The following is a 21,096-nucleotide window of genomic DNA, read 5'->3' on the forward strand; positions in this document are numbered from 1 at the left end:
ATCCTATCTTACCACTCCACGGGCAGGCGGACCTTCTGCTTGGCCTTGTTCTGGAACAGCACGAAGCCGTTGTCACGGCCATGGACGTAGAGGTCGCGGGTCACGGCCACGTCCTGGCGGCAGTATTCGGTGATGAGGTCCAGGCGGCCCTCCTTCCACCACTTGAGCGCCATGAGTCCGTCGGCGGACTTGCCCGCGCCAAGGGTGGCCTGGGCCAGGTTGTCCAGCTTGAGCCGGTAGCCCAACCGCTGGTGGACCTTCTCCAGCATGTCCAGGGTGGGCAGGCTGTGGAAGGGGAAGGGCGTCACGCCCTGGAGCACGGAGTAGTCGAAGCGGCGCACGTTGAAGCCCACCACGAGGTCGAAGCCACGCAGGAATTCGGCCATGGCGGGCACCTCCTCCTGCGGAAAGTCCCGGAACTCCTCGCGCGCGGAGTCCCAGACCACGGCGATGCTCACGCCCATCCGGTCGGCGCGGTTCCAGCCGCCCACCTCGTCGGCCCCGTAACGCGTCTCCACGTCGAGCACGGCGAAATTCCGGGGCGCGGCTTTCCGCAAAAGCAAGGACTGCTGAGGCTGCGGCGTCTGGGACATGGGCGTTTCCTCCCGGGCCGCGATTTCCGGCGGCCGACCTTCGCGGATGCTCCGCAGTACGAAGCGCGCCGCGTCCTTGTCAATGGGGCGGTTGCCGGAGCCGCACTTGGGTGAGTGCACGCAGGAGGGGCAGCCGGTTTCGCAGGGGCACTCCTCGATGGTCCGCAGGGTGGCGACGATGAGTTCCCCGGCCCGGCCGAACGCCTCGCGGGTCAGGCCCGCTCCGCCGGGCAGGCCGTCGTAGATGAACACCGCCGCCGAACCCACCTGGGGGTGGAAGGGTGTGGAGATGCCGCCCAGGTCGTTGCGGTCGGCCAGCACGAGCAGAGGCAGGATGCCGATGGCCGCGTGCTCCATGGCGTGGATGCCGCCCATGAAGTGCAGATAGCCCTGCTCGGCGGCCCGGCGGATCTCGTCGGCAATCTCGAACCAGAGACCCTCGGTCTCGAAGACCAGGGGCGGGAAGTCCAGGGGCACCATGCCCAGGAGCTTGCCCCCGCGCACGGCCCGCTTTTCGTAGCCGGTGATCTCTTCGGTGACGCGCAGGCGGCCGAAGCTCACCCGCGCGCCGAAGGCCGCGCCGCGATCATGAACTTCCAGTATTTCCGTTGACTTGTGCCCGCGCACGCGGGTGTAATAGGCCACCCGCCGGGGCTCGGCCAGCACCCGGTTCGTCTCCAGGTCCATGTCCGCGATGACGTAGCTCTGGCCCCGGTGCAGGTAGACCGCGCCGGGGTGGGTCTCGCGGAAGGCCCGGAAGGCGTCGATGGTCCCGATCTCCCGGCCTTCGCGATCCTCGATGTGCAGGCTCCGGCCCGCGCCGCGCAGATCCAGGTCGCGGTGGGGCCGCCTTCGTCCGGCCACCACCTCCTTGCCGTCCTCGGTGAAGAACAGCCCGCCCTCGGCGAGGAGATGCTCCACCCGCGCCCGCACCGGCTCCTCGGCCAGGTAGGGCTCGTCCAGGCGCAGGGACAGTTCGGCCGTGGCGCAGACCAGGTGCCGGTCCAGGATCACCGGGTTGTGGGGGTTGAGCACCGCGCACTCCGGCGGCCGGGCGAAGAAGTCCTCGGGGTGGCGCATGAAGTACTGGTCCAGGGCGTCCTCCCCGGCCACCAGGGCCACGGCCGAGTCGCGCAGGGAGCGGCCCACCCGGCCGCCGCGCTGGAGCGTGGCCATGACCGTGCCCGGGTAGCCCACCAGGATGCAGAGGTCCAGGCCGCCGATGTCGATGCCCAGCTCCAGGGCGCTGGTGGAGATCACCGCCAGCAGTTCGCCCGAGGACATGCGGGCCTCGATCTCCCGGCGCTCCTCGGGCAGGAAGCCCGCGCGGTAGGCGCTGATGCGCTCCCGGTACGGCCCGGAACGCTCCGAGGCCCAGAGGGCCACCAACTCGGTGAGCTTGCGCGACTGGCAGTAGAGGATGGTTCTGAGCCCCCGAGCCAGGGCCGCCTGGAGAAGCAGGATCGCGGCCTGGGCCGGGCCGTCCGCCGGATTGAGAAAGACCATGTGCCGCCCGCCCTGGGCCGCGCCGGACTCCGTGACCCCCTCCACGGGCAGCCCCGTGAGCTGGGTGCAGAGCTGTTCCGGATTGCCCACCGTGGCCGAGCAGAAGATGAAGGTCGGGGTGGAGCCGTACAGGGCGCAGATCCGCAGGAGCCGCCGGAACAGGCAGGCCATGTGCGAACCGAACACGCCCCGGTAGGTATGCACCTCGTCCACGACCACGAAGGACAGGCCCGCGAACAGCTCGGCCCAGATTCCGTGGTGCGGCAGGAGCGAGAGATGCAGCATCTCCGGGTTGGTCAGCAGGACGTTCGGCGGGGACTGGCGGAGCTTCTTGCGGCGGTAGGGGCTCGTGTCGCCGTCGTAGATCGCGGCCGTGGGAGCGCTCTTGCCCAGCGGCGCCGCCAACTCCTCGAAGGCCCGCAGCTGGTCCTGGGCCAGGGCCTTGAGCGGGAAGAGATAGAGCGCCTTGGAGTCGGGGTTGCGCAGGGCCTCCTCGATCACCGGCAGGTTGTAGCAGAGGGTCTTGCCGCTGGCCGTGGGCGTGGCCACCACCACGTTGCGGCCCGCGCGGGCCAGGTTCACGGCCTGGGCCTGGTGGACGTACAGCTCCGAAAGCCCCCGGGTCTCCAGCAGGCCGCGCATCGAGGCCCCCCAAGGCCGGGCGGGCTCCGCGAAGGCCGCCTCGCGGCCGGGCAGCAGGCGGTGATGCACCACCTGCCCTCCCAGGCGGGGGGAGTCCAGCAGGGCGGTGACGTATTCCAGGACAGGGTTCATCGGGGCGGAGCTTCCTCGGGCCGGGCGGTGGGATCGCGCCCGCTCTCCCCTCCTAGCGCCTGCCGCCGGAAAAGGCGAGTCCCCGGCCGGGAGGCCCCAGGGCGAGGGTTCCGCGTTTTTTTGTTGACCCGTCTACGGCCTCACGGTTTGTCCTCGGCCCACAAACCAAGGAGAATCCCATGACGGCCTTTTCCCGACACATGGCGCGCACCTACAGCCACCTCTTCAGCTTCGCCCCGGAGGAGATCTTCCCCCTGCTCTGCCCGACCCGCGAGTACGACTGGATTCCCCATTGGTCCTGCGAACTGGTCCATAGCGTCTCGGGCTTCGCCGAGAGGGACTGCGTCTTCGTCACCCGGTTCCCCACGCAAGGCCGCGAGGTCTGGCTCCAGACCCGCCACGAGCCCAACCGGACCGTGGAGTTCGCGCGCATTGGCGCGGAGCGGACGATGCGCTACAGCATTGAACTGCTGCCCGCGCCCGGTGGCGCGGCCCTGTGCGTGACGCAGCGATCCACGTACCTCGACGCGGCCGGGGCCGAGGCGCGCAAGGCCGCTGACGACCGCATCTTCGCGGAAGAGATGCCGGGGCTGATGGCCCTCGTCGAGCGCTACCTGTCGCGCGGCGCGGTCCCCGGCGGGGAATAAGAACCGAAACCGGATCAGCGAGGACGCATCATGGGCTGGACCATCGGCAGGCTGGCCAAACGGCACGGCCTCTCGCGCAGCACCCTGCCGCACTACGACGCCATCGGCCTGCTGCGGGCCTCGGCCCGCGGCGGGGGCGACTACCGGGTCTACGACGCGGCCGACGACGAACGGCTGGCGGCCATCCGCCGCTACCGCCGGGCCGGCCTGCCCCTGGCCGCCATCCGCGACCTTCTGAACGGAGGCGAAAACAGCCTGGCCTCCATCCTGGGCAGGCGGGTCGAGGACCTGGACGCCGAGATCGACGAACTCAAGCGCCAGCGCGCCTTCGCGCTCAAGCTCCTGGGCCGCGCGGACGAGCTGCCGCCCGCCGGGATTCCCCTGGACAAAAAACGCTGGACGGAACTCCTGCGCGCCTCGGGCTTCAGCGAGGACGACATGACGCGCTGGCACACGGCCTTCGAGCGCTCCGACCCGGCGGGGCACCAACGCTTCCTGGAATTTCTGCGCATCCCGGCGGAGGAGATCGCGGCCATCCGCGCCTTCTCCTCCGCGCGGGAAGAAACTCTCCCTACGACTCCAGAAGCTCCAGGCACTCCGAGGTCGTGACCAGGCGGCAGTAGACCGCGCCCAGGGCGGCCAGAAACGCGCCGTGGACCTGGGCCGCCGGAATGGCCGCGCCCTGGAACGAGAGCGCCCTCGTGGCGCAGGCGTCCACCGGAACCACGCAGCCGAAGCCCAGGTCGAAGGCCGCGCGCACCGTGGCGTCCACGCACATGTGGGTCATCATGCCGCAGACCACCAACTCCCGGACCCCGGCCTCGCGCAGGAGGTCCAGCAGCGGCGTGTCTCGGAAGCTGTTGGGAAAGCGTTTGAGCACCACGGCCTCGCCAGGGCGCGGCTGCACCAGGGGATGGAACTCCGCCCCCGGCGTGCCGGGCAGAAAGAAGGTCGAGCCCGGACGCGTGGACTCATGCCGCACGTGGAACACGGGCCAGCCCTTGTCCCGGAAGGCGAACAGCAGGCGCGCGGCCTGGGCCGCGGCCTCGGGCGAACCCACCAGCTCCATGCGGCCGCCCGGGAAGTAGTCGGCCTGGATGTCGACGATCACCAAGGCTTTCATGGGAACACTCCTGTTCGGGAATGATGGTCACGCGTTCCGGGGGAACCCCCTTTCGCGAAAGGGGGTTCCCCCGGGCCCCCTCCTCCAAAGACCTTCATCAAAAGAGAAAGAAGGGACGACGCGGGGGGAACTTGGCATGAATCGGCGGCCTTGAAAAGACGGAACCGGGCCTGTCGGCGTTCTTGACGCCGCAAAGCCCGTTGCGTATCACCCCCTCACGCGACGGTTTTCAACAAAGAGGTCTTTTTGAGCAGCATCAGCATGGATCGTGTCGCATCGGTTGTCGGCGAAAGCCGCGGCCGGTAGACGCGTCCGAAGCCCGAGCCTCCCCTCCCGGGAAGGCCCTTTCCGCCTCGGAGCGATCCGCTCCGTCCGCTCCGGTTCGGCATCCCCGGCCGGTCTTTCTCCGCTTTCGTCCGGCAACCATTCCTTGTCGTTTCCGCAGGCGAACCGCGCCGCGTCCGGCCCCGCGCCGTCACGCGGCATCCCCGCGCACAAGGAGTGTCGCAATGTTCATTCGAGACGAACGGCCTGACGACGTTTCGCGCATCTCGCGCATCCAATACGACGCCTTCAAGAACCACCCGGTCCACGCGCCCGGGGCCGAGCCCACGGAACACCGCATCGTCGAACGCCTGCGGGCGTCCGGCCGCCTGACCCTCTCCCTGCTGGCCGAGGCCGGGGACGAGGCCGTGGGGCACGTCGCCCTCTCGCCCGCCGTGGTGGGCGCGGCCCGCGAGGGCTGGTTCCTGCTCGGTCCCGTGGGCGTGTCGCCGCACTTCCAGGGGCAGGGCATCGGCTCGGCCCTGGTCCGCGCGGCGCTCCGGCGCATGCGCGAGGTGAGGGCCGACGGCGTCGTGCTGGTGGGGGGCCCGCGTTCTACGCCCGCTTCGGCTTCGAGCACATGCCCGGCCTGCTCTACCCGGGCGTGCCGGAGCAATACGTCCTGGCGGCGTGCTTCAACGACGCGGTTCCCCGGGGCGCGATCATCGCCCACGAGGCCTTCGCCGAAGGCGCGTAGCGCCCACCGGCCCTAGCGACACAAACACCGGGGCTCCCGCCGCGGCGGGACGTCCCTCAAGGATAACGGCCATGCAATTGCACGACTTCGGTTTCGACCAATGGTTCGAGGCCCATGCCGCCGAATGCGGCATGGAGGGCTGCGGCTTCGCCCGCGTCACAGCCGTGGACCGGGGCTCCTGCCTCGTCAGGAACGCGTCCCGGGAAATCCCGGCCGAACTGTCGGGACGGCTCGCCTACGATACGAAGAGCCCCGCCGAGCTGCCCTGCGTGGGCGACTGGGTGACGGCGCGCCTCTACAACGACGGGACCGCCGCGATCATCCAGCGGGTGTTTCCGCGCCGGACCTTCCTGCGCCGCCGCTCGCCCGGAACGATCGGCGGGGTCCAGATGATCGCGGCCAACATCGACACAGCCTTCATCATCCAGTCCTGCCGGGTGGACTTCAACCTCGCGCGGCTGGAGCGATATCTGGTCATGGCGGCGGACGGCGGCGTGGAGCCGGTGATCGTCCTCACCAAGGCGGACTTGGCCGCCCCGGAGGAGTTGGAGCACATCCTCGCCACCGCCCAGGCCCTCACCCGGGCCAAGGTGATCGCGCTCAGCAACGTCACCGGAATGGGTTTCGACGCCCTGCGCCAGACCCTCGCTCCGGGCAGGACCTGCTGTCTCCTCGGCTCGTCCGGGGTGGGCAAGACGACCCTCACCAACCGCCTCCTGGGCCGGGAGGCCTTTGAAACGAAGTCCGTCAGCGGCACCGGGGAAGGCGTCCACACGACGACGCGGCGGCAGCTCGTCGTTCTCGGCCAGGGCGCGATGCTGGTGGATACGCCCGGCATGCGGGAACTCGGCATGACGGACGCGGTCGAGGGGATCGACGCGGGCTTCGGGGAAATCGCCGCCCTGGCGGCGCAATGCCGCTACGCGGACTGCACCCACGAGCACGAGCCGGGCTGCGCGGTCAGGGCCGCGATCCACGCGGGCGAACTGGCCGAGGACCGCTACGCCGGCTATCTCAAGCTCAGAAAGGAATCCGAATTCGCGGCTCTGTCCACCCTGGGCAGGCGGCGCAAGGAAAAAACCTTCGGCAAGTTCATGCACTCATTCAAGAAACAACTGAAACGCTGACCCACCCGCACCGGGCCGTCCTCTGGACGGCCCGGTTTTTTGCCAGGGGGCCAGGGGCCAGGGCCCCTGGCGGGGGGGGCAGGGGGCAATCCCCCTGGTGCCCGGAAGACAGTCTATTGACTGGGGCACGCCGCTGGTTCCGCCCGCGGCGTCGGTGGCGGTGTCCCTCATTGTGGTGGTTCCGCCGGGCTCCACGCCGAGCGCGCCGTCGGTGGTCAGTCTGGTCTGTTCACCCGTGTCGGAACCGCCGGAGACCTTCACGTTGCCGCCGGAGCTGATGGCGATGCCGACCGCGCCGGGGGTGCACAGAAGAATTGCCTTCCCCAAAGGCAAAGCAAACTTCGCCAGCAATTTCCTGGCAGCATGGAAAATCAAAACCATAGGCTCATCTCATGGATACGACACCCCCATCCATGCGCCTTACTGTGTCCTATGCGGAGCAAAGGCTACCCCAGGGAACAGGATGACGTGCGGAGTGCGGTTGTGGGGCAGACGTTATCCAGCGGAAGCATATTCATCAGTGCGACACGCAAAACCGATAATTTGCAGGGCATAAAAAGCGAGTACGCACGCCTTCCCTCTCCAATCCGAACTTGATAGAGGATCTCTCCGAAATTCTGTTGATTCTTGGCACTCAAGGGCTGAATGGGATCCCCCCCTTTTGGGCGGTTGCTCCGCATACGCATCATCGTGCCGCTGTGCGCATTTTCAGTCCAAGGTCGAGAGGTCCCTCAAGCGCTTCGCGGCGGGCACGAGCAGAGCATTACAGCCATGGCATGTAGAGAGACTGGATGAAATTCAGAGTTTCCCTGCTGTTAGCGTGTGCGCTCTGCCTTGCCGCACAGTCCGCCTTCGCCGCCACCCAATATGCCGTTGGTCCCTTCATCTTGAACGTGCGTTCAGCGGGCGAGTCGTATCAGGAAGTCCCGCCGCCGTATCCGCCGACCATCGTCACCGGAGACTTCAGCGCGGCGGAGCTGGAAGCCATCATGGCGGGCGTCAATGTCTGGGTTGAACGGGTTGGCGGCAGCGCCTCCCCCGGCATCATCATCAACCTGGCGAAGGTCGCCGACCCGAGCGGCACGGCCTACAACTACACGTACTACACAGGCCGCGAAAATCCCGACCTGTACGACTACCTCGTAAACGGCCAGTACCATGCCCCGAACCCCTCCCTCGGCTATCATACCGAGGTCGTCTACGCCATCGACTACCCGGCGACGCCCACGAGGCTGGGACTCGACGGCCACCTTTGCTCCACCAGCATGGCTCACGAACTGATGCACGCCCTCGGCATGCACGGCGTGCTCTTGCGCCAGAACGACGGCCTCCCGTGGAACCAGACGACCTGGACGTTCGACGCGTCATCGGCGTGGGACTCGCACCTGTACGACGTCAATGGCGTCAAGGGCGAGCAGGGCAGCATCGTCTTCGACCCCGCAGAACCCACCAACCGCTCCAACGGCAGTTTCGTGCTGCCGGACTTCAGCGCCGACCCCACGCACCCCATGCCCTCGCATCCGGGGCAGGTGAGCTTCTTTCCCACCTTCCATGGCCCGGCCGTGGACGCGCTCAGCAACGGCAAGGGGTTGCCCCTCGCCGGCGGCATCGGGGCAGACTACCGGATCGATGACGGCAATGTGCTGGGGCACTCGGCCCTGCTGGGGTCGCTCATGTCTTGCTCGCCCGTTGCATTCGTGCTCTTTCCCGAGTTGGAGCTGGCTGCGCTCAAGGACATGGGCTATTCCGTCGACCTGAAGCAATTCTTCGGCAAAAGCTACTACCCAAGCAATCTGGGCGGCTTTCTGACCACCGACCCCGCCATGGCGCCCGGCAAGGTGGGAGCGTATTTGGCCGAGACCGCGGACACCGTGGTCAATACCGCCGGCTTCAACAGCGCGGCCTCCTTCGGCACGGGCCTGCACGTCTACCGCGACAAGCTCAACGTCACCCAGGCGGCGAACATCTACGCCAGCGGGAACGCGGCGGGCGGCATCCGCATCGACGGGGTGGGCAACACCCTGACCATCCCCAACGGGATCACCGTGTCCGCAAACGGAAATTACGGTACGGGCCTGCTCGTCTCCTACGGCAAGGGCAACGTCATCAACCTCAATGGCGTCGTCGAGGCCACCGGCCCTGAGGGCGTCGGCGCGGTCTTCGACACCGGCTCATGGTACTTGTCCTATTATTACATCCCGCCAGGCGCATATGGAGTCAACGCCGACTACCGCTACTTCTTAAGCAAGATGAACTCCGACCTGAACGGGCCGCTGGTGGACTCCTTCAATATCGCAGGAAGCCTTACGGGCTCCTCCGCGGCGATACGGATAGGCTCCTATGCCTACGTCAAGGCCATCAACATCATGCGAGGAGCAGCCGTCACGGGCGACATTGTGAACGGGTGGAACCCCTGGGACATGGGTGTGTCGTCAAGCAACACAACGGCCCTGAACGTTGGCGTGAGCGATACGGCCGGAACGCCGGACAGCGCCTTCAACATGCGCTACGACGGCGACATCACCGGCCCGGCAAGCTTCAAAATGAACGTCGCCGGCGGCACATTCTCCTACAACGGCACGTACAGCGGCCTGGCCGCCACCGTGCAGGCCGGGGCCACCCTCAAGGGCAACGCCACCTACCAGCTCTATGCCGACGGCACCCCTGCCGGGCAGGCCGCCCCGGGCGACGGCGCGTTCACCAACGCCGGAACCGTCGCGCCGGGCAACAGCATCGGCACGGTCAACATCACCGGCAACTTCACCAACACCGGCACCCTGCTCATGGAGTTCGACGCCAGAGGGCAAACGGACAAGCTGAACGTCAGCGGCGTGTTCAACCACAACACCGGCGCAGGCGCAAAGGTGACGGTGGCGCCCGAGCCCGGGTACTACTCCGGCACCATGGCCATACCCTTTCCGAGCATGTTCAGCGGAGGCGGGGGCAGCACCCTGCCCAGCATCATCGACAGCTTCGTGGCCCCAAACTCGCCCACCCTTGGCATGACGATGTCCGCCGGGCCGGTGTACACCGTGACCACCACGCGCAGCGCCAACGCATACAGCCAGTATGCCACAAGCAGCGACGCCGCCGACTTGGGCCGCGCCCTGGATGCAATTGCAGGCTCTGCCCAGAGCGACATGCAGCAGCTGTTCAGCGTGCTGGACTTTTCCTCAGCGGGCGGCGGCACCATCGCCACCGCCATGGTCGAGCTCTCTCCGGCGGCCTACAACAGCTCGGCCCAGGCCGCTCTCAACTCCAGCCGGATGCTCTCCAGCGCATTGTTGCGGGCCATGCAGCGGGCGCCGAGCTCCCTGGCGCGCGGCAAGAACGGCGGCGACAGCCCCGAGGTCTGGTCCGCCTATGCGGTGCCCTACGGCGGGTTGCAGCAGCAACGCACCCTGGGCGAGGCTCCGGGCTACAGCTCCTCAGACGCCGGCGTCTTCAGCGTCGTTGAGCGCGAATATGAAGATGGCCTCAGCGCGGGCTTTCATGTGGCGCTCACGCATCGCCAGGTGGATGTAAACACCCAGGCTGGCGGGCAAATGAATACCGACGGCATGCATTTCGGCGTGCAGGCCCAGGTGCAGCCGAACCCTTCGGAAGGCGGGTACGCGCACGGCCTGGCGCGGGTCGGCATCGAGAACAACACCTCCCGGCGCAAAGTCGACTTCAACGGCTACCAGCGTACCAGCCAGGGAGAGTGGATAGGCTTGGCCAGTGGGGCGGATGTGGGCGCGGGCTACAATTGGCGTGTGGGGCCGGTGTCCTTCGGGCCGGTTGCCGACCTGGATTACGCCTTCAACTGGCGCCCGGCCGTGAGGGAGACCGGCGGCGGCGGGGCCGACCTCGCCCTGGACTCCGCCGGGCAACACAGCCTGCACTCGGCCCTTGGCGGGCAGCTGCAAACGGAACTCGGCCTTGATCAGGGCCAGCTCATCCAGGCCGGGTTGCGCGCAATGTGGCTGCGTGATCTCTTGGGCGACGCCATAACCACGCGCGGCAGCTTTGCCGACGCCGACGGCCCGAAGTTCTCGTCACACGCTCCTGCGCCGGCCAGAGACAGCTTGGGACTCAGCGCGCACGCTTCCCTGCTGCTGACGGACGGCCTGAGGTGCGGCGCCTTTGTCGGGACCGAGCTGTTCCGGGCAGGTTTTTCCAGCGTCGAGGGCGGCCTGTCCTTCAACTGGAATTTCTAGGTGTTCCATTTCTCCCCTTGACCGGGGCTTGGGGGCAAAGCCCCAGAGGATTCCAGGCGGGTTCGCGGGGCGGCCTGCCGATGCGAGGCGGAAGCAAGGCCTCGAGCTTCCGTGCCGGAACGTGGACCGGCCGCCACAAGGCCTGCCGACGCGGAATGTTGCCCGCGAAAATGCGTTCTGATAGCCTGATCAAGGGAGTATATCCTACCGGCCCGGCCCCGTCCCGCGAGACGCGCCCTCGGCGCCGGAGATTCATGGCCGGGTGTGATGGCGTGCACCATGCCCGGCCATGCATGGGTCATGAGAGCACAGAGCTGAATACGCGACATGGAGGTTCTCATGAAAATGCCTGAACATCCGGTGCTCCAGTACCGTTGGGCGCTACGGGATGGAAAAGAAGGGAAGGCCCTTGTGTATTACGGGCTGCGCAATCCGCCGCGCCAGCATGAGTCCGTGGTGTCCATTCCCAGCTTTCTCGCCGAGGCGCTGAACCGGCCCGACGGCTCGACCAGCCTGGACAGGCTGCCGCAGGCCGTACGCGAAAGCGAGGACTTCCTGCACTTGGTGGAGCAGCGGATCGTGGTGGACCGGCCGGAGCAGCGCAAACCGTCCACGGCCGAGCACAAGCGGGCCTGCGTCCGGTGCGTGGCCGACGACCACCTGTTGCCCGGGCTGGAGTTCGATGAACGCGGTGTGTGCGCCTTCTGCCAGTGCTACGAGCTGGCCGAACGGGATGGCGGGTCCGCCGGACCGCGCAACCAGGTGGATGACGCCGAACTCCTGTCCATCGCCGCCGCCAACAAGGAGTCCCGGTTCGACGTCATGGTCCTGTGCACCGGCGGCAAGGACTCCACCTATCTTTTATGGTATCTGGCCAAAAAGCTTGGGCTCCGCGTTCTCGCCGCATCCTGGAACATGCCGTACACCAACGAGACCTGCCGGAGAAATCTTCGCCGCGCTCTTGAACTGCTGCCACAGGTCGAGCTGGTGGAGCGGACCCTGCCCTGGAACGACATCCGCGCCGCCATGCGCGCCCAGTTCGGCAACGTGGGCGTGCCGTGCCTCTGCCCGGTGGTGGCCCATGTGTTGTTCTTCCCCCTGGCCACGGAGGAGCGGATTCCGATAGTCATGCAGGGGGTTGAGGAAGTGCAGCTGGCGGTCATGAGCTATGTGCTGCGCAACCTGCGGCCGGGCAAGGGACAGTCCAAGCCCGCGCCGCCGTCCATCCGCGAGCAGACCCTCCAGTTCCTGGAGATGGTGGCCGACGCTCCCGAACCGGCCGATCCCTTTTCCATGACAGCGGATTTCATCAACTACCAGCGGTCCATCCGGAGCGTCCTCGATCCGATCTATGCGCCGTTCGACCGCATGCTGCGAAGGGCCAGACTGGACGAATCCGCGTTCCTGCCGCAGCTACGACGCCTCAGGACGAATGAGCTGTACGGCACGTGGTCGGAGGTGGCGGAGCTCATGCACAAGGAGATGGACTGGAGAATGCCGCCGGGGCAGAGGGGACTGCTGCACACCAGCTGCCGCATCGAGAAGGTCAAGGACTACTGCCAGTACATGCGCTTCCGCAACATGCGCTCCACCTACTTCCCGCAATCCATCGTGGAGGTGAGCGCCGGGGTCTTCTTCGGGCTGCTTTCCCGCGAGCAGGGACTGAAGGAGGTGGCGGAGTTGGGCTATCACCACGAGCCGGAGGTCATGGCCGAGCTGCTCGAAGACCTGAAAATGGGCGAGAGTGACCGCAAGCCCCATGGAGAAGCCGTCTATTCCCTGTGCAACTGCTCCGAAGGATTCTGAGGGGATCATGAATGATGACTTCCTGAACCGGGCGCTGCCCATCTTCACCGAGGCGGGCTTCGCGGTCATCAGGAGCAAGCTCGTCGCCTTCGCCGGCCTGGGCGGCGTGGGCGGCGGCGCGTTTCTGGCCCTGGTCCGCTGCGGGGTGACGCGGTTCCGCCTGGCGGAAAACGGCGTCTTCGACCCCCCGGACATGAACCGGCAGGCCGCGGCCTTCGGCCACACCATGGAACGGCGCAAGCTCGAAGTCTATGCGGAGCTGGCCCGGTCCATCAATCCCGATGTGGACCTGGAACTCTTCCCGGAAGGGGTCGACGAGGACAACCTCGAACGGTTCCTGGCCGGAGCGGACCTGCATGTGGGGGTGATCGACGCGGAAAAGGGGGCCGAGGTCAAGGCCAAGGCTCCGGGCCTGATCCAAAAGCACGGCCTTCCCATGTTCACTTGCGGGGCCGTCGGTTTCGGCTCCGTGCTGGTGGGCCACGAGCCCGGCGGCATGATGCCGGAGGAGTTCTGGCGACTGGCGAAGGAGAAATCCAACGGCGGCGGCCTGATGCCGTCACTGCTCGAAGATTTCTTCAACCGTCCGGTGATGGAGCGCATCGCCCGGGGCTTGGCCTCCGGCAAAGCGCCCACCACGGCCATCGGATGCTTGGCGGCGAACGCGCTGCTGGCTTGCGAAGTCCTCGTCTGCCTGTTGCGGGGCACCGGTCTGGTGGACCGCGAACCGATCTACGCCCCGCGGTTCACCATGGTGGATTTCCTCAGCCAGAGACTGATCGTGGGCGACGTGAGCCTTGGGGAATGACGGCCCGCCTCCCTGGCGTGATCTTCCCCTCTGGAGCCGAAAATGGACCGCAAGGAACTGATCCGCACGCTTGAGGAGTCGCGCCGGGAGATCGAGCCCGGCCAGGATGTCGGCATCGAGCCTTTTCGTCCCGAGGACGCCCTGGGCGTCGCCCTGGCCTACCATGAGGCCTATGGCGACGCCTTTCCGCTTGAATATGTCTACGACCCGGCGGAGATCGCCCGCCGCAACGCCTCGGGCGACCTGCACACCGTGGTGGCCAGGACCCCCAAGGGGGAAGTGGTGGGACTTTTCGGGCTGTTCCGCCCCGCACCCAATCCCGAGGTCTACGAGGCCGGGCAGCTCATCGTCCTGAAAAGCTACCGGAAGCGCAACGTGGCCACGGCCCTGAGCGTGGAAGCGCTCGACAACCTTCCGGTGCGCCTTGGCCTGCCCGTCATGATCTGCGAGGCGCTCACCAACAACGTGGCCTCGCAACACTTGAGCGAGGTGAAGGGCATGACCTTCACCGGGCTTGAGGTGGAGTGCATGCCGTCCCTGGCCTCCGCCAAGGCGGACGGCCCGGCCCGCAACATTTCGCTGTTGCTGATGTTCAAGGTCTTCGACAAATCCGCCTGCGCCGTGCACCTGCCCGAGGCCTACCGGTCCTTCTGCCAGGCGGCCTACGCGGAGATGAACCTGCCCCGCACCATCCTGCCCGGGGCGTCTCCGGCGGGCGATACGGTGGTCGCGAGCCGGTTCGTCCTCCCGGAGATCGGGCTGGTGCGCCAGACCGTGCAACGCTGCGGCAAGGATCTTGGCGAGCTTGTCATCGCCTCCGAAGCCGCCGCCGGGGAGCGGGGCTTGGTCCAGGTGTTCCTGAACCTCGGCGACGCCGCCGCGCCCCAGGCCGTGGAGGCTTTGCGGGACAGGGGATATTTCTTCTCCGGCCTGCTGCCTTACTGGTTTGGGGCGGACGGCCTGGCCATGCAGAAGGTCGGCCGGGAGCCGGACTGGGAGGCCATTCAGGTCTGCGGCCCAAAAGCCGACGCGGTCCGCGTCATGGTTCGGGAAGACTTCAAACGCGCCTGGAAGGGCCGACGTTCATGATCTGAACCGCACGGGCGTTCCCCTTGCCGCCATCAGACGGCGCGCGCGGAAACGGCCTCCCCGGCCGAGCCGGACAGCTGTGCCGCAGCGCGTTTTCCGATCAGGCCGAGAATGTTGTCGCGCGCGATCATGCGGGCCGTCTTCGGGGGCAGGCGATCCAGCAAGGCGTTGTACTTGAGGATGTTGGCGGGATACTTGTCCCAATGCCCCACCACGTCCGTGCCGACCATGAAGCGGCCGGGCCGGCGCGCGATCAGCTCCGCCCAGGTCGCGAAGGACGCCTCATCCTTGGCGATGTAGTTCTCGAACACCAGCCAGGAAAGATCGAAATAAAGGTTGGAGTGGCGCTGAAGCGCGCCCTCGGCGATCTCCGGCAGGTTGGAGAGCTCCACCCGGCGCGAGACGCCCACGTGCGCCCAGACGATGTTCGTCTTGCGGTTGTGGCGCAGGGCGTTCTCCATCTCCCCGAGGTAGAGGGGCTCGTCCATCTGCACGCCGGAGATGTTGTGATGAATGATGACGGGCATGCGCATTTCGGCGGCCAGGTCGTAGACGGGCAGCAGGGCGGGATGGTCCGGCCGGGGCGGCTCGCCGTAGGTCTGGGCCGTGAGGTCGTCGTGGCGGCACATGATCTCGCCGATGCCCGCGATGAGGCCGGGATATTCGCCCAGAAGCCGCCGCAGGAGATCGGCCGCGTTCATGTCGTTGGCGTTGACGCCGCAGATGAAGGGCAGGAAGCGCGAGCGGATGTGCGCCGGGGCCTGGGAAAGGTGCTTGAGCAACAGGAAGTCCGTGCCGGAATAGTAGTAGCAGCGCGAGTCGTTGGACAGGTAGTACTTGGGCTTCTTGGGCGCGGACGGGTCCCATTGCTTGATCATGGGCATCCCGAACAGCACGGCCCGCTCCACGTTGGCCGCGTTCATGGCCGCCACCAGCCGCTCCAGTCCGTCCGTGACCTGGAGAAAGTCCAGGTAGTGCAGATGGCAGTCCACATAGCTGTGGCCGGAAAACACGGGCGGCTCGGCGGCCTCGGGCTGGTTGGCCGACCCTGCGGCCAGCAGGCGGACGGGCAGGGACGCCAGACCGGCGGCGGCCAGGGACGCCTTGAGGAAATCACGACGCTTCATGCGGCCCTCCTCTTTTCGTTGAAAAGCATCCGGTTTCCGCGCCTTTCTGAAATGGGGCGAAGCCCCCCCGGCTTCGCCGGTTCATGGAAAGGCAAAAAAACTCCCGCACCGTTCTGAAACAGGGCGAAGCCCCCCGATTTTCAGTCCTCGTCGCCCAGGGCCGGGACGAAGCCCGCGCGGCGCAGGGCGGCCAGCCCGGGGAAGCCGTCCGGATCGTCGGGCGGCAGGAGGAAGCGGCGGCGGCCGTCGTCCAGGATTTCGCGCAACCGCACCAGGGCGGCGTGGGCCAGGGCCCGGGAGCCGAAAAACGCCTCGGGGTCCGGGAAGGGACGCAGGGCCGCGACGAACGGGGCGCAGTGGCGCAGGGGGGTCAGTATCTCCTCCGTGGCTCGGGCCGTGGGCTGTTCATGGCCCAGGGCGGCCAGGAAGAGCCGGGGCAGATTGAGAACCAGCCGGAGGCCCAGGCCGTTGCGGTCCAGGAGGCGGCCGAGGGCCACGAGGTCCGGGGCCCGGGCCACCAGGGGCTGGGACGCGTCCGGGGTCTCGGCGCAGCGGTTTTCGAGCAGCAGGCGCACACCGGGGCGGCGGCGGGCCAGTTCGGCCTCGAAGGGCCGGTAAAGAATGAGGAACTCCTCCAGGCCGAGACAGTCGACGCGCAACGGCGGGGAGAGCACGAGCAGGCGCGGGGCGGGCAGATCCCGGACGAGGCGGTGGAAATGGAGGTAGAACTCACGGGTCCAGGGCTGGCCGGACCAGAGCCGGGGCAGGCCGTCGCGGCGGGCGTCGCGCAGCATGTTCAGGCCCCTGAGCAGGGGCGAGACGCAGGCGCGAGGCTCGTCGCCGGTTTCGGCGCGCAGGGCGTAAAGCCCGTCCGGGGCCGGAGGGCGGGCGTCCAGGTGGCCGGGATGCTCGGTCCAGGCGCCGGGGGGCGCGTCGACGGGCGGATGGACCTGGACCAGTCGGCTCATGGCGGAAGCCCGGGCTACTTGCCCGCCAGGTTGTACTTCTTGAGCTTGTACTGGAGGTTGCTCTTGGACAGCCCGAGGAGGTCGGCGGCATGGGACTGGACGAACTCGCAGCGGACCAGGGCCCGGCGGATGACCGCGGCCTCGATCTTGTCCAGGGTCTGGGCCAGATCGAGCTTGATGGGCAGGAGGTCCACGGCGCTCTTGAACTGGGAATCCTCGTCCTTGATCTCCGGGGGCAGATCGTCGGCGTCGATGTACTCGCCCGGGGCCAGGACCACGCAGCGCTCCATGACGTTCTCCAGCTGGCGCACGTTGCCCGGCCACTCGAAGGCCGTGAGGTAGTCCATGGCCGAGGGACTGAAGCCCTTGAACTCCCGGCCCGCCTCCTTGGAGAACTTGTGCAGGAAGTGGGTGGCCAGGATGGGGATATCCTCGCGGCGCTCGCGCAGGGGCGGCAGGGGCAGGCTGACCACGTTCAGACGGTAGTAGAGATCCTCGCGGAAGGTTCCGTCCTTGACGGCCTGCTGGAGGTTCTTGTTGGTGGCGGCGACCACGCGGATGTCCACCTCGATGGACTCGGAACCGCCGACGCGCTCGAAGGTGCGCTCCTGGAGCACGCGCAGGAGCTTGACCTGGAGGTCGTGGGAGAGCTCCCCGATCTCGTCCAGGAAGAGCGTGCCCTTGTCGGCCATTTCGAAGCGGCCCCGGTGGCGGGACACGGCTCCGGTGAAGGAGCCCTTCTCGTGGCCGAAGAGTTCGGACTCCAGGACACCCGCGCCGAAGGCCATGCAGTTCACGGCCACGAAGGGGCCGTCCTTGCGCGGGGAGCACTGATGGATGGCCCGGGCGATGAGCTCCTTGCCGGTGCCGGACTCGCCGGTGATGAGCACGGTGCTCTTGGTGGGCGCGGCGCGCTGGACCATCTCCAGGATCTGGAGCATGGGCTTGGCGCGGGCGATGATGTTGCCCAGGGCGAAGCGTTCGGCGATCTGCTCGCGGAGCATCCGGTTCTCGCGCTGGGCCCGGGCGTACTGCGCGGCCTTGGAGAGCGAGAGAAGCAGCTCCTCGTTGGAGAACGGCTTGGTGATGTAGTCGAAGGCCCCGAGCTTCATGGCCTCCACGGCGGATTCGATGCTGCCGAAGGCGGTCATGATGAGCACGGGGATGTGCGGGTAGCCTTTCTTGACGTGCTCCAGAACCTCGCGGCCCGTGAGCTTGGGCATCTTCATGTCCGTGACCACCACGTCCACCTCGGACTCACCGAGGTAGGTCAGGGCGGTTTCCGGGTCGTCCAGGGCCGTGACCTTGTAGCCCTCGTCCTCCAGGATGGTCTGAAGGATGAGCAGGTAGTTGCGTTCGTCGTCCAGGATCAGAATGTGGTCGGCCATGCTCGTGTCACCTCGGGAAGAAAGCCGGGGGCCCGGCGGGGTGCGTCCTTCTTACGTGCGCGGGAAGGTGATGTCCACCCTGGCCCCGCCCTCGGGAGCGTTGGACAGGGCGAGCGCGGCGCCGTGGGACTCGATGATGCTCTGCACGATGGCCAGGCCCAGGCCCGTGCCGCTGTCCTTGGTGGTGAAGAAGGGATCCTTGACCTTGTCCAGGCTGTCGGCCGGGAAGCCGGGGCCGGTGTCCGTGAGGGTCACACGCACGGCCTCGCCGTCGACGGAGCCCCGGATGCGGATCGTGCCGCCGCCGGGCTCCATGGCCTGCATGGCGTTGGCCACGACGTTGTAGAAGGCGCGGTAGAGCAGATCCTTGTCACCCTTGACCACGAGAGCGGGCGGACAGTCGCGATCAATGACGACCTTCTTCTTCTCGCACTCGGGCTCCAGGAACACGGCGGCCTGCTCCAGGACGCGGCAGAGATCCACGTCGTCGCGGCGGGGCTGGCGGGGCCGGGCATAGTCCAGGAAGTCGCCCACGGTACGCGACAGACGCCTGGCCTCGTCGAAGAGGGCCTCCAGGATCCGCAGGTAGGAGGGACTCTCGGCCCGGGCCTTCTTGAGCACCAGCTCGGCGCTGGAGCAGATGATGCCCAGGGGGTTGCGGATCTCGTGGGCCACTCCGGCGACCATGCGGCCCATGCCCGCGAGCTTCTCCTGCTGGAGCAGTTCGCGCTCCAGGCGCTCCTTCTCGGCCAGGCGCTCCATGTTCATGCGGTCGGCCCGGCGGATGACCGACATGATGACCCAGAACAGGGCCAGGGAGGTGAGCAGGGAGGAGAAGACCACCAGGCGCTCGAAGTTGAGCACGGCCAGATAGTCGGCGGTGACGTCCTGGGTGAACTCCAGGATGCCCATGACCGGGTTGTCGTCGCTGCCCGACGAGAGGCTGCGCTCCGCGCGCAGGGGAGAATATCCCTTGAGGACCATGCTCCCGGGCTTGAGTTCGGGCAGGAACAAGGCGACCAGCCGGGACACGCCGATGGTGAACTCGAAGTGGTTGAGCCCGGTTTCGCGGGCCCGCTTCACGCCCTCCCCGGCCAGGCCTTTCTTGCCCACGATGTCCGGGTTCAGGGAGTAGACCACCTGGTAGTCGGCCAGGGCGTAAAGCCGCAGATCCTGGACGTTCAGGCTGTGGATGGTGGTGCGCACCACCTGGTCCAGCCGGGCGTACTGCTCCTTGTTGGACAGGGCGATGGCCCCGTAGCCGATGACCGTGGGCAGGGTGAAGCGGGTGTATATCTGGTGGCTCAGGTTTTCGGTGAGCAGTTGGGCGAACTGCTTCTGCTTCTCCAGGAGCACGCGCTCGGCGTAGTTGGAGAGCAGGGTCGCAAGCGCCAAACTGGAGCCCAGGATGAGCACCAGGAGGGTCCAGGAAAGCACCTTGACGAACTGGAGCGGCCGGGCCGAGTCCGGGGCGTGTCGCGATTCCAAGCCTCAGAACTCCTGTGCGTCGCGGAGTTGCAGCATGCAGGCGTCCAGGTCGGCCTTTTCCCTGTCCAGGCCGGGACAGCCCATGCGCGCCTGGGCCAGACGTTTGCCCAGCTCCACGGCGGGCTGGTCCAGGGGATCGATGTCCAGCAGCCGGCCGGTGAGGATGGTGGCCGCGCCGAGCAGTCCCATGACCTTGCCCGCGGCCCGGGGCGTGTCGCGCTCCAGGGCGATCTCCACCAGGGGCACCCCGCTCCTGGTCAGGGCCATGCGGGTGCCGAAGGCCTCGGCGCTCAGAAGCTCCCCGAACGTCTTGTCCGCGACGTAGCCGAACTTCTCCGGCAGGGACGCCGGAAAACGCGGGCCCGGAGGCAGGCCGTCGCAGGTCAGGAAGAGGCAGGCCTTGTTGCGCGGGCCGTCCAGGAACATCTGGTTCACGGAGTGCTGGTCCGTGACGCCCACGGCCGGGATGGGCTGGCTGCCCTTGCCCTGCTTGCCGAGGCTTTCGGCCCAGAGCTGGGCGAACCAGTCGCCCAGGCTGGCCCAGAGCGGCACGTAGCCGAAGAAGATCATCTCGCAGAAGCCCGCGTCCATGAGCCCGGCGGCCCAGGCCGCCAGCCGGAAGGACGGATGCGCGGCCAGGGCGGCCCCGTCCAGGCCCGGCGCGGCCAGGGGGTCCAGGACCTCCTTGGCCCCGGCCACCAGCTCGGCCGAGTCGATGCCCAGGAACTCCGCCGGGACCAGGCCCACGGCCGAAAGCACGGAGTAGCGCCCGCCGAGGTTCTCGGGCACGGGCAGGCTGCGGCAGCCCAGACGGTCGGCCTCCTGGCGGAAGAACCCGGACTTGGCGTCCGTGACGAACCAGAGGTGCCTCTTCCAGGCCGCGCCCAGACGCTCCTCCAGCCAGCGGGTGACGATGAAGTACTGGCCCGTGGTCTCGATGGTGCCGCCGGATTTGCTCACGGCCAGCACCAGGGTCTTCTCCGGCGGCAGCTTGGCCAGCCAGGCCTCCAGGGAAATGGCGTCCACGTTGTCCGCGATCCAGAGCCAGGGACCGGCGTGGCCGGGCTGGTCCTGACCGGGGGCGAAGGCCTTCTGCAGGAAGCGCGCGCCCAGGGCCGAGCCGCCGATGCCGAGCAGGAGCATGTGCTCGAACCGCCCGAGCTCGGCCTTGGCCGCCGCCAACTCGCCCTTCAGGGTCTCCCGATAGGGCATGTTCACGAAGGGCAGCTTCCCGGCCTTGACCTCTCCGGCCAGACGCGCGGCCAGCTCCCCGGCCCGTCCCGTATGAGGCCCCAGCGGCAGCTTCGCCTCCCAGGCATTGGTCCAGTCGAGCGCGTCGGACATGGCAACCCCCTGTGGGCCTTCGGCCCGTTGTGTCGAGTCCAGGGCGCGGCCCCGGCGCGGGTCCAGAGGCGCGCAGCCCCTGGCCGCC

15 protein-coding genes are annotated in these 21,096 nt (G+C 67.4%); 8 read left to right on the forward strand and 7 right to left on the reverse strand.

The window, feature by feature from the left end; translation table 11 throughout:
* Nucleotides 1-8 precede the first annotated feature (8 nt).
* Nucleotides 9-2,873: a DEAD/DEAH box helicase gene (locus H587_RS0110870; RefSeq protein ID WP_034609245.1), complete on the reverse strand. Its 2,865-nt coding sequence runs from the start codon at nt 2,871-2,873 to the stop codon at nt 9-11.
* Between the two features lie 179 nt (nt 2,874-3,052).
* On the opposite strand from H587_RS0110870, the gene H587_RS0110875 reads away from it, so the two are divergent.
* Both H587_RS0110875 and H587_RS18285 read left to right on the forward strand, forming a co-directional pair.
* Nucleotides 3,053-3,520 (forward strand): hypothetical protein, encoded by a 468-nt coding sequence (locus H587_RS0110875; RefSeq protein WP_027176295.1) that lies wholly within the window; start codon nt 3,053-3,055, stop codon nt 3,518-3,520.
* Between the two features lie 30 nt (nt 3,521-3,550).
* Nucleotides 3,551-4,129: a MerR family transcriptional regulator gene (locus H587_RS18285; RefSeq protein WP_051202685.1), complete on the forward strand. Its 579-nt coding sequence runs from the start codon at nt 3,551-3,553 to the stop codon at nt 4,127-4,129.
* Here H587_RS18285 and H587_RS0110885 read toward each other — a convergent pair.
* A complete protein-coding gene (locus H587_RS0110885; protein WP_027176296.1) occupies nt 4,092-4,643 on the reverse strand; it encodes a cysteine hydrolase family protein in 552 nt (183 codons plus the stop codon). The genes H587_RS18285 and H587_RS0110885 overlap by 38 nt on opposite strands.
* Nucleotides 4,644-5,152: 509 nt before the next feature.
* Between H587_RS0110885 and H587_RS18290 the strand changes: the two genes are divergently transcribed.
* The 6 genes from H587_RS18290 (at nt 5,153) to H587_RS18295 (ending at nt 14,693) form a co-directional block, all read left to right on the forward strand.
* A complete protein-coding gene (locus tag H587_RS18290) occupies nt 5,153-5,680 on the forward strand; it encodes a GNAT family N-acetyltransferase (protein WP_342662371.1) in 528 nt (175 codons plus the stop codon).
* 55 nt (nt 5,681-5,735) lie between these two features.
* Nucleotides 5,736-6,791, forward strand: a complete 1,056-nt coding sequence (gene rsgA / locus H587_RS0110895) for a ribosome small subunit-dependent GTPase A (protein ID WP_027176297.1) — start codon at nt 5,736-5,738, stop codon at nt 6,789-6,791.
* Nucleotides 6,792-7,582: 791 nt separating this feature from the next.
* Complete coding sequence (locus H587_RS0110900; RefSeq protein WP_034609246.1) at nt 7,583-10,990, forward strand: autotransporter outer membrane beta-barrel domain-containing protein; 3,408 nt, start codon at nt 7,583-7,585, stop codon at nt 10,988-10,990.
* A 339-nt stretch (nt 10,991-11,329) separates the two neighbouring features.
* On the forward strand, nt 11,330-12,796 hold the full coding sequence (locus tag H587_RS0110905; RefSeq protein WP_027176299.1) for an adenine nucleotide alpha hydrolase family protein: 1,467 nt from the start codon (nt 11,330-11,332) through the stop codon (nt 12,794-12,796).
* A 7-nt stretch (nt 12,797-12,803) separates the two neighbouring features.
* On the forward strand, nt 12,804-13,604 hold the full coding sequence (locus H587_RS0110910) for a ThiF family adenylyltransferase (RefSeq protein WP_027176300.1): 801 nt from the start codon (nt 12,804-12,806) through the stop codon (nt 13,602-13,604).
* Nucleotides 13,605-13,646: 42 nt separating this feature from the next.
* A complete protein-coding gene (locus H587_RS18295) occupies nt 13,647-14,693 on the forward strand; it encodes a GNAT family N-acetyltransferase (protein WP_051202690.1) in 1,047 nt (348 codons plus the stop codon).
* A gap of 32 nt (nt 14,694-14,725) precedes the next feature.
* Here the strand turns inward: H587_RS18295 and H587_RS18300 are convergent, their stop codons facing one another.
* The 5 genes from H587_RS18300 to H587_RS0110940 all read right to left on the reverse strand — a co-directional run bounded on the left by H587_RS18300 (nt 14,726) and on the right by H587_RS0110940 (nt 21,008).
* Nucleotides 14,726-15,820 (reverse strand): amidohydrolase family protein, encoded by a 1,095-nt coding sequence (locus H587_RS18300; RefSeq protein WP_051202693.1) that lies wholly within the window; start codon nt 15,818-15,820, stop codon nt 14,726-14,728.
* Nucleotides 15,821-15,960: 140 nt separating this feature from the next.
* Nucleotides 15,961-16,788 carry a hypothetical protein gene (locus H587_RS0110925; RefSeq protein ID WP_027176301.1) on the reverse strand — a complete coding sequence of 276 codons (828 nt, stop codon included), beginning with the start codon at nt 16,786-16,788 and terminating at the stop codon, nt 15,961-15,963.
* Nucleotides 16,789-16,802: 14 nt separating this feature from the next.
* Complete coding sequence (locus tag H587_RS0110930) at nt 16,803-18,176, reverse strand: sigma-54-dependent transcriptional regulator (RefSeq protein ID WP_027176302.1); 1,374 nt, start codon at nt 18,174-18,176, stop codon at nt 16,803-16,805.
* A gap of 51 nt (nt 18,177-18,227) precedes the next feature.
* Complete coding sequence (locus H587_RS0110935) at nt 18,228-19,664, reverse strand: sensor histidine kinase (protein WP_027176303.1); 1,437 nt, start codon at nt 19,662-19,664, stop codon at nt 18,228-18,230.
* A 3-nt stretch (nt 19,665-19,667) separates the two neighbouring features.
* The gene (locus H587_RS0110940) at nt 19,668-21,008 is read right to left on the reverse strand and encodes a hypothetical protein (RefSeq protein WP_027176304.1); all 1,341 of its coding nucleotides are present in this window, start codon (nt 21,006-21,008) and stop codon (nt 19,668-19,670) included.
* Nucleotides 21,009-21,096 lie beyond the last annotated feature (88 nt).

This window comes from Desulfovibrio aminophilus DSM 12254 (assembly GCF_000422565.1).
Lineage (GTDB): Bacteria > Desulfobacterota > Desulfovibrionia > Desulfovibrionales > Desulfovibrionaceae > Aminidesulfovibrio > Aminidesulfovibrio aminophilus.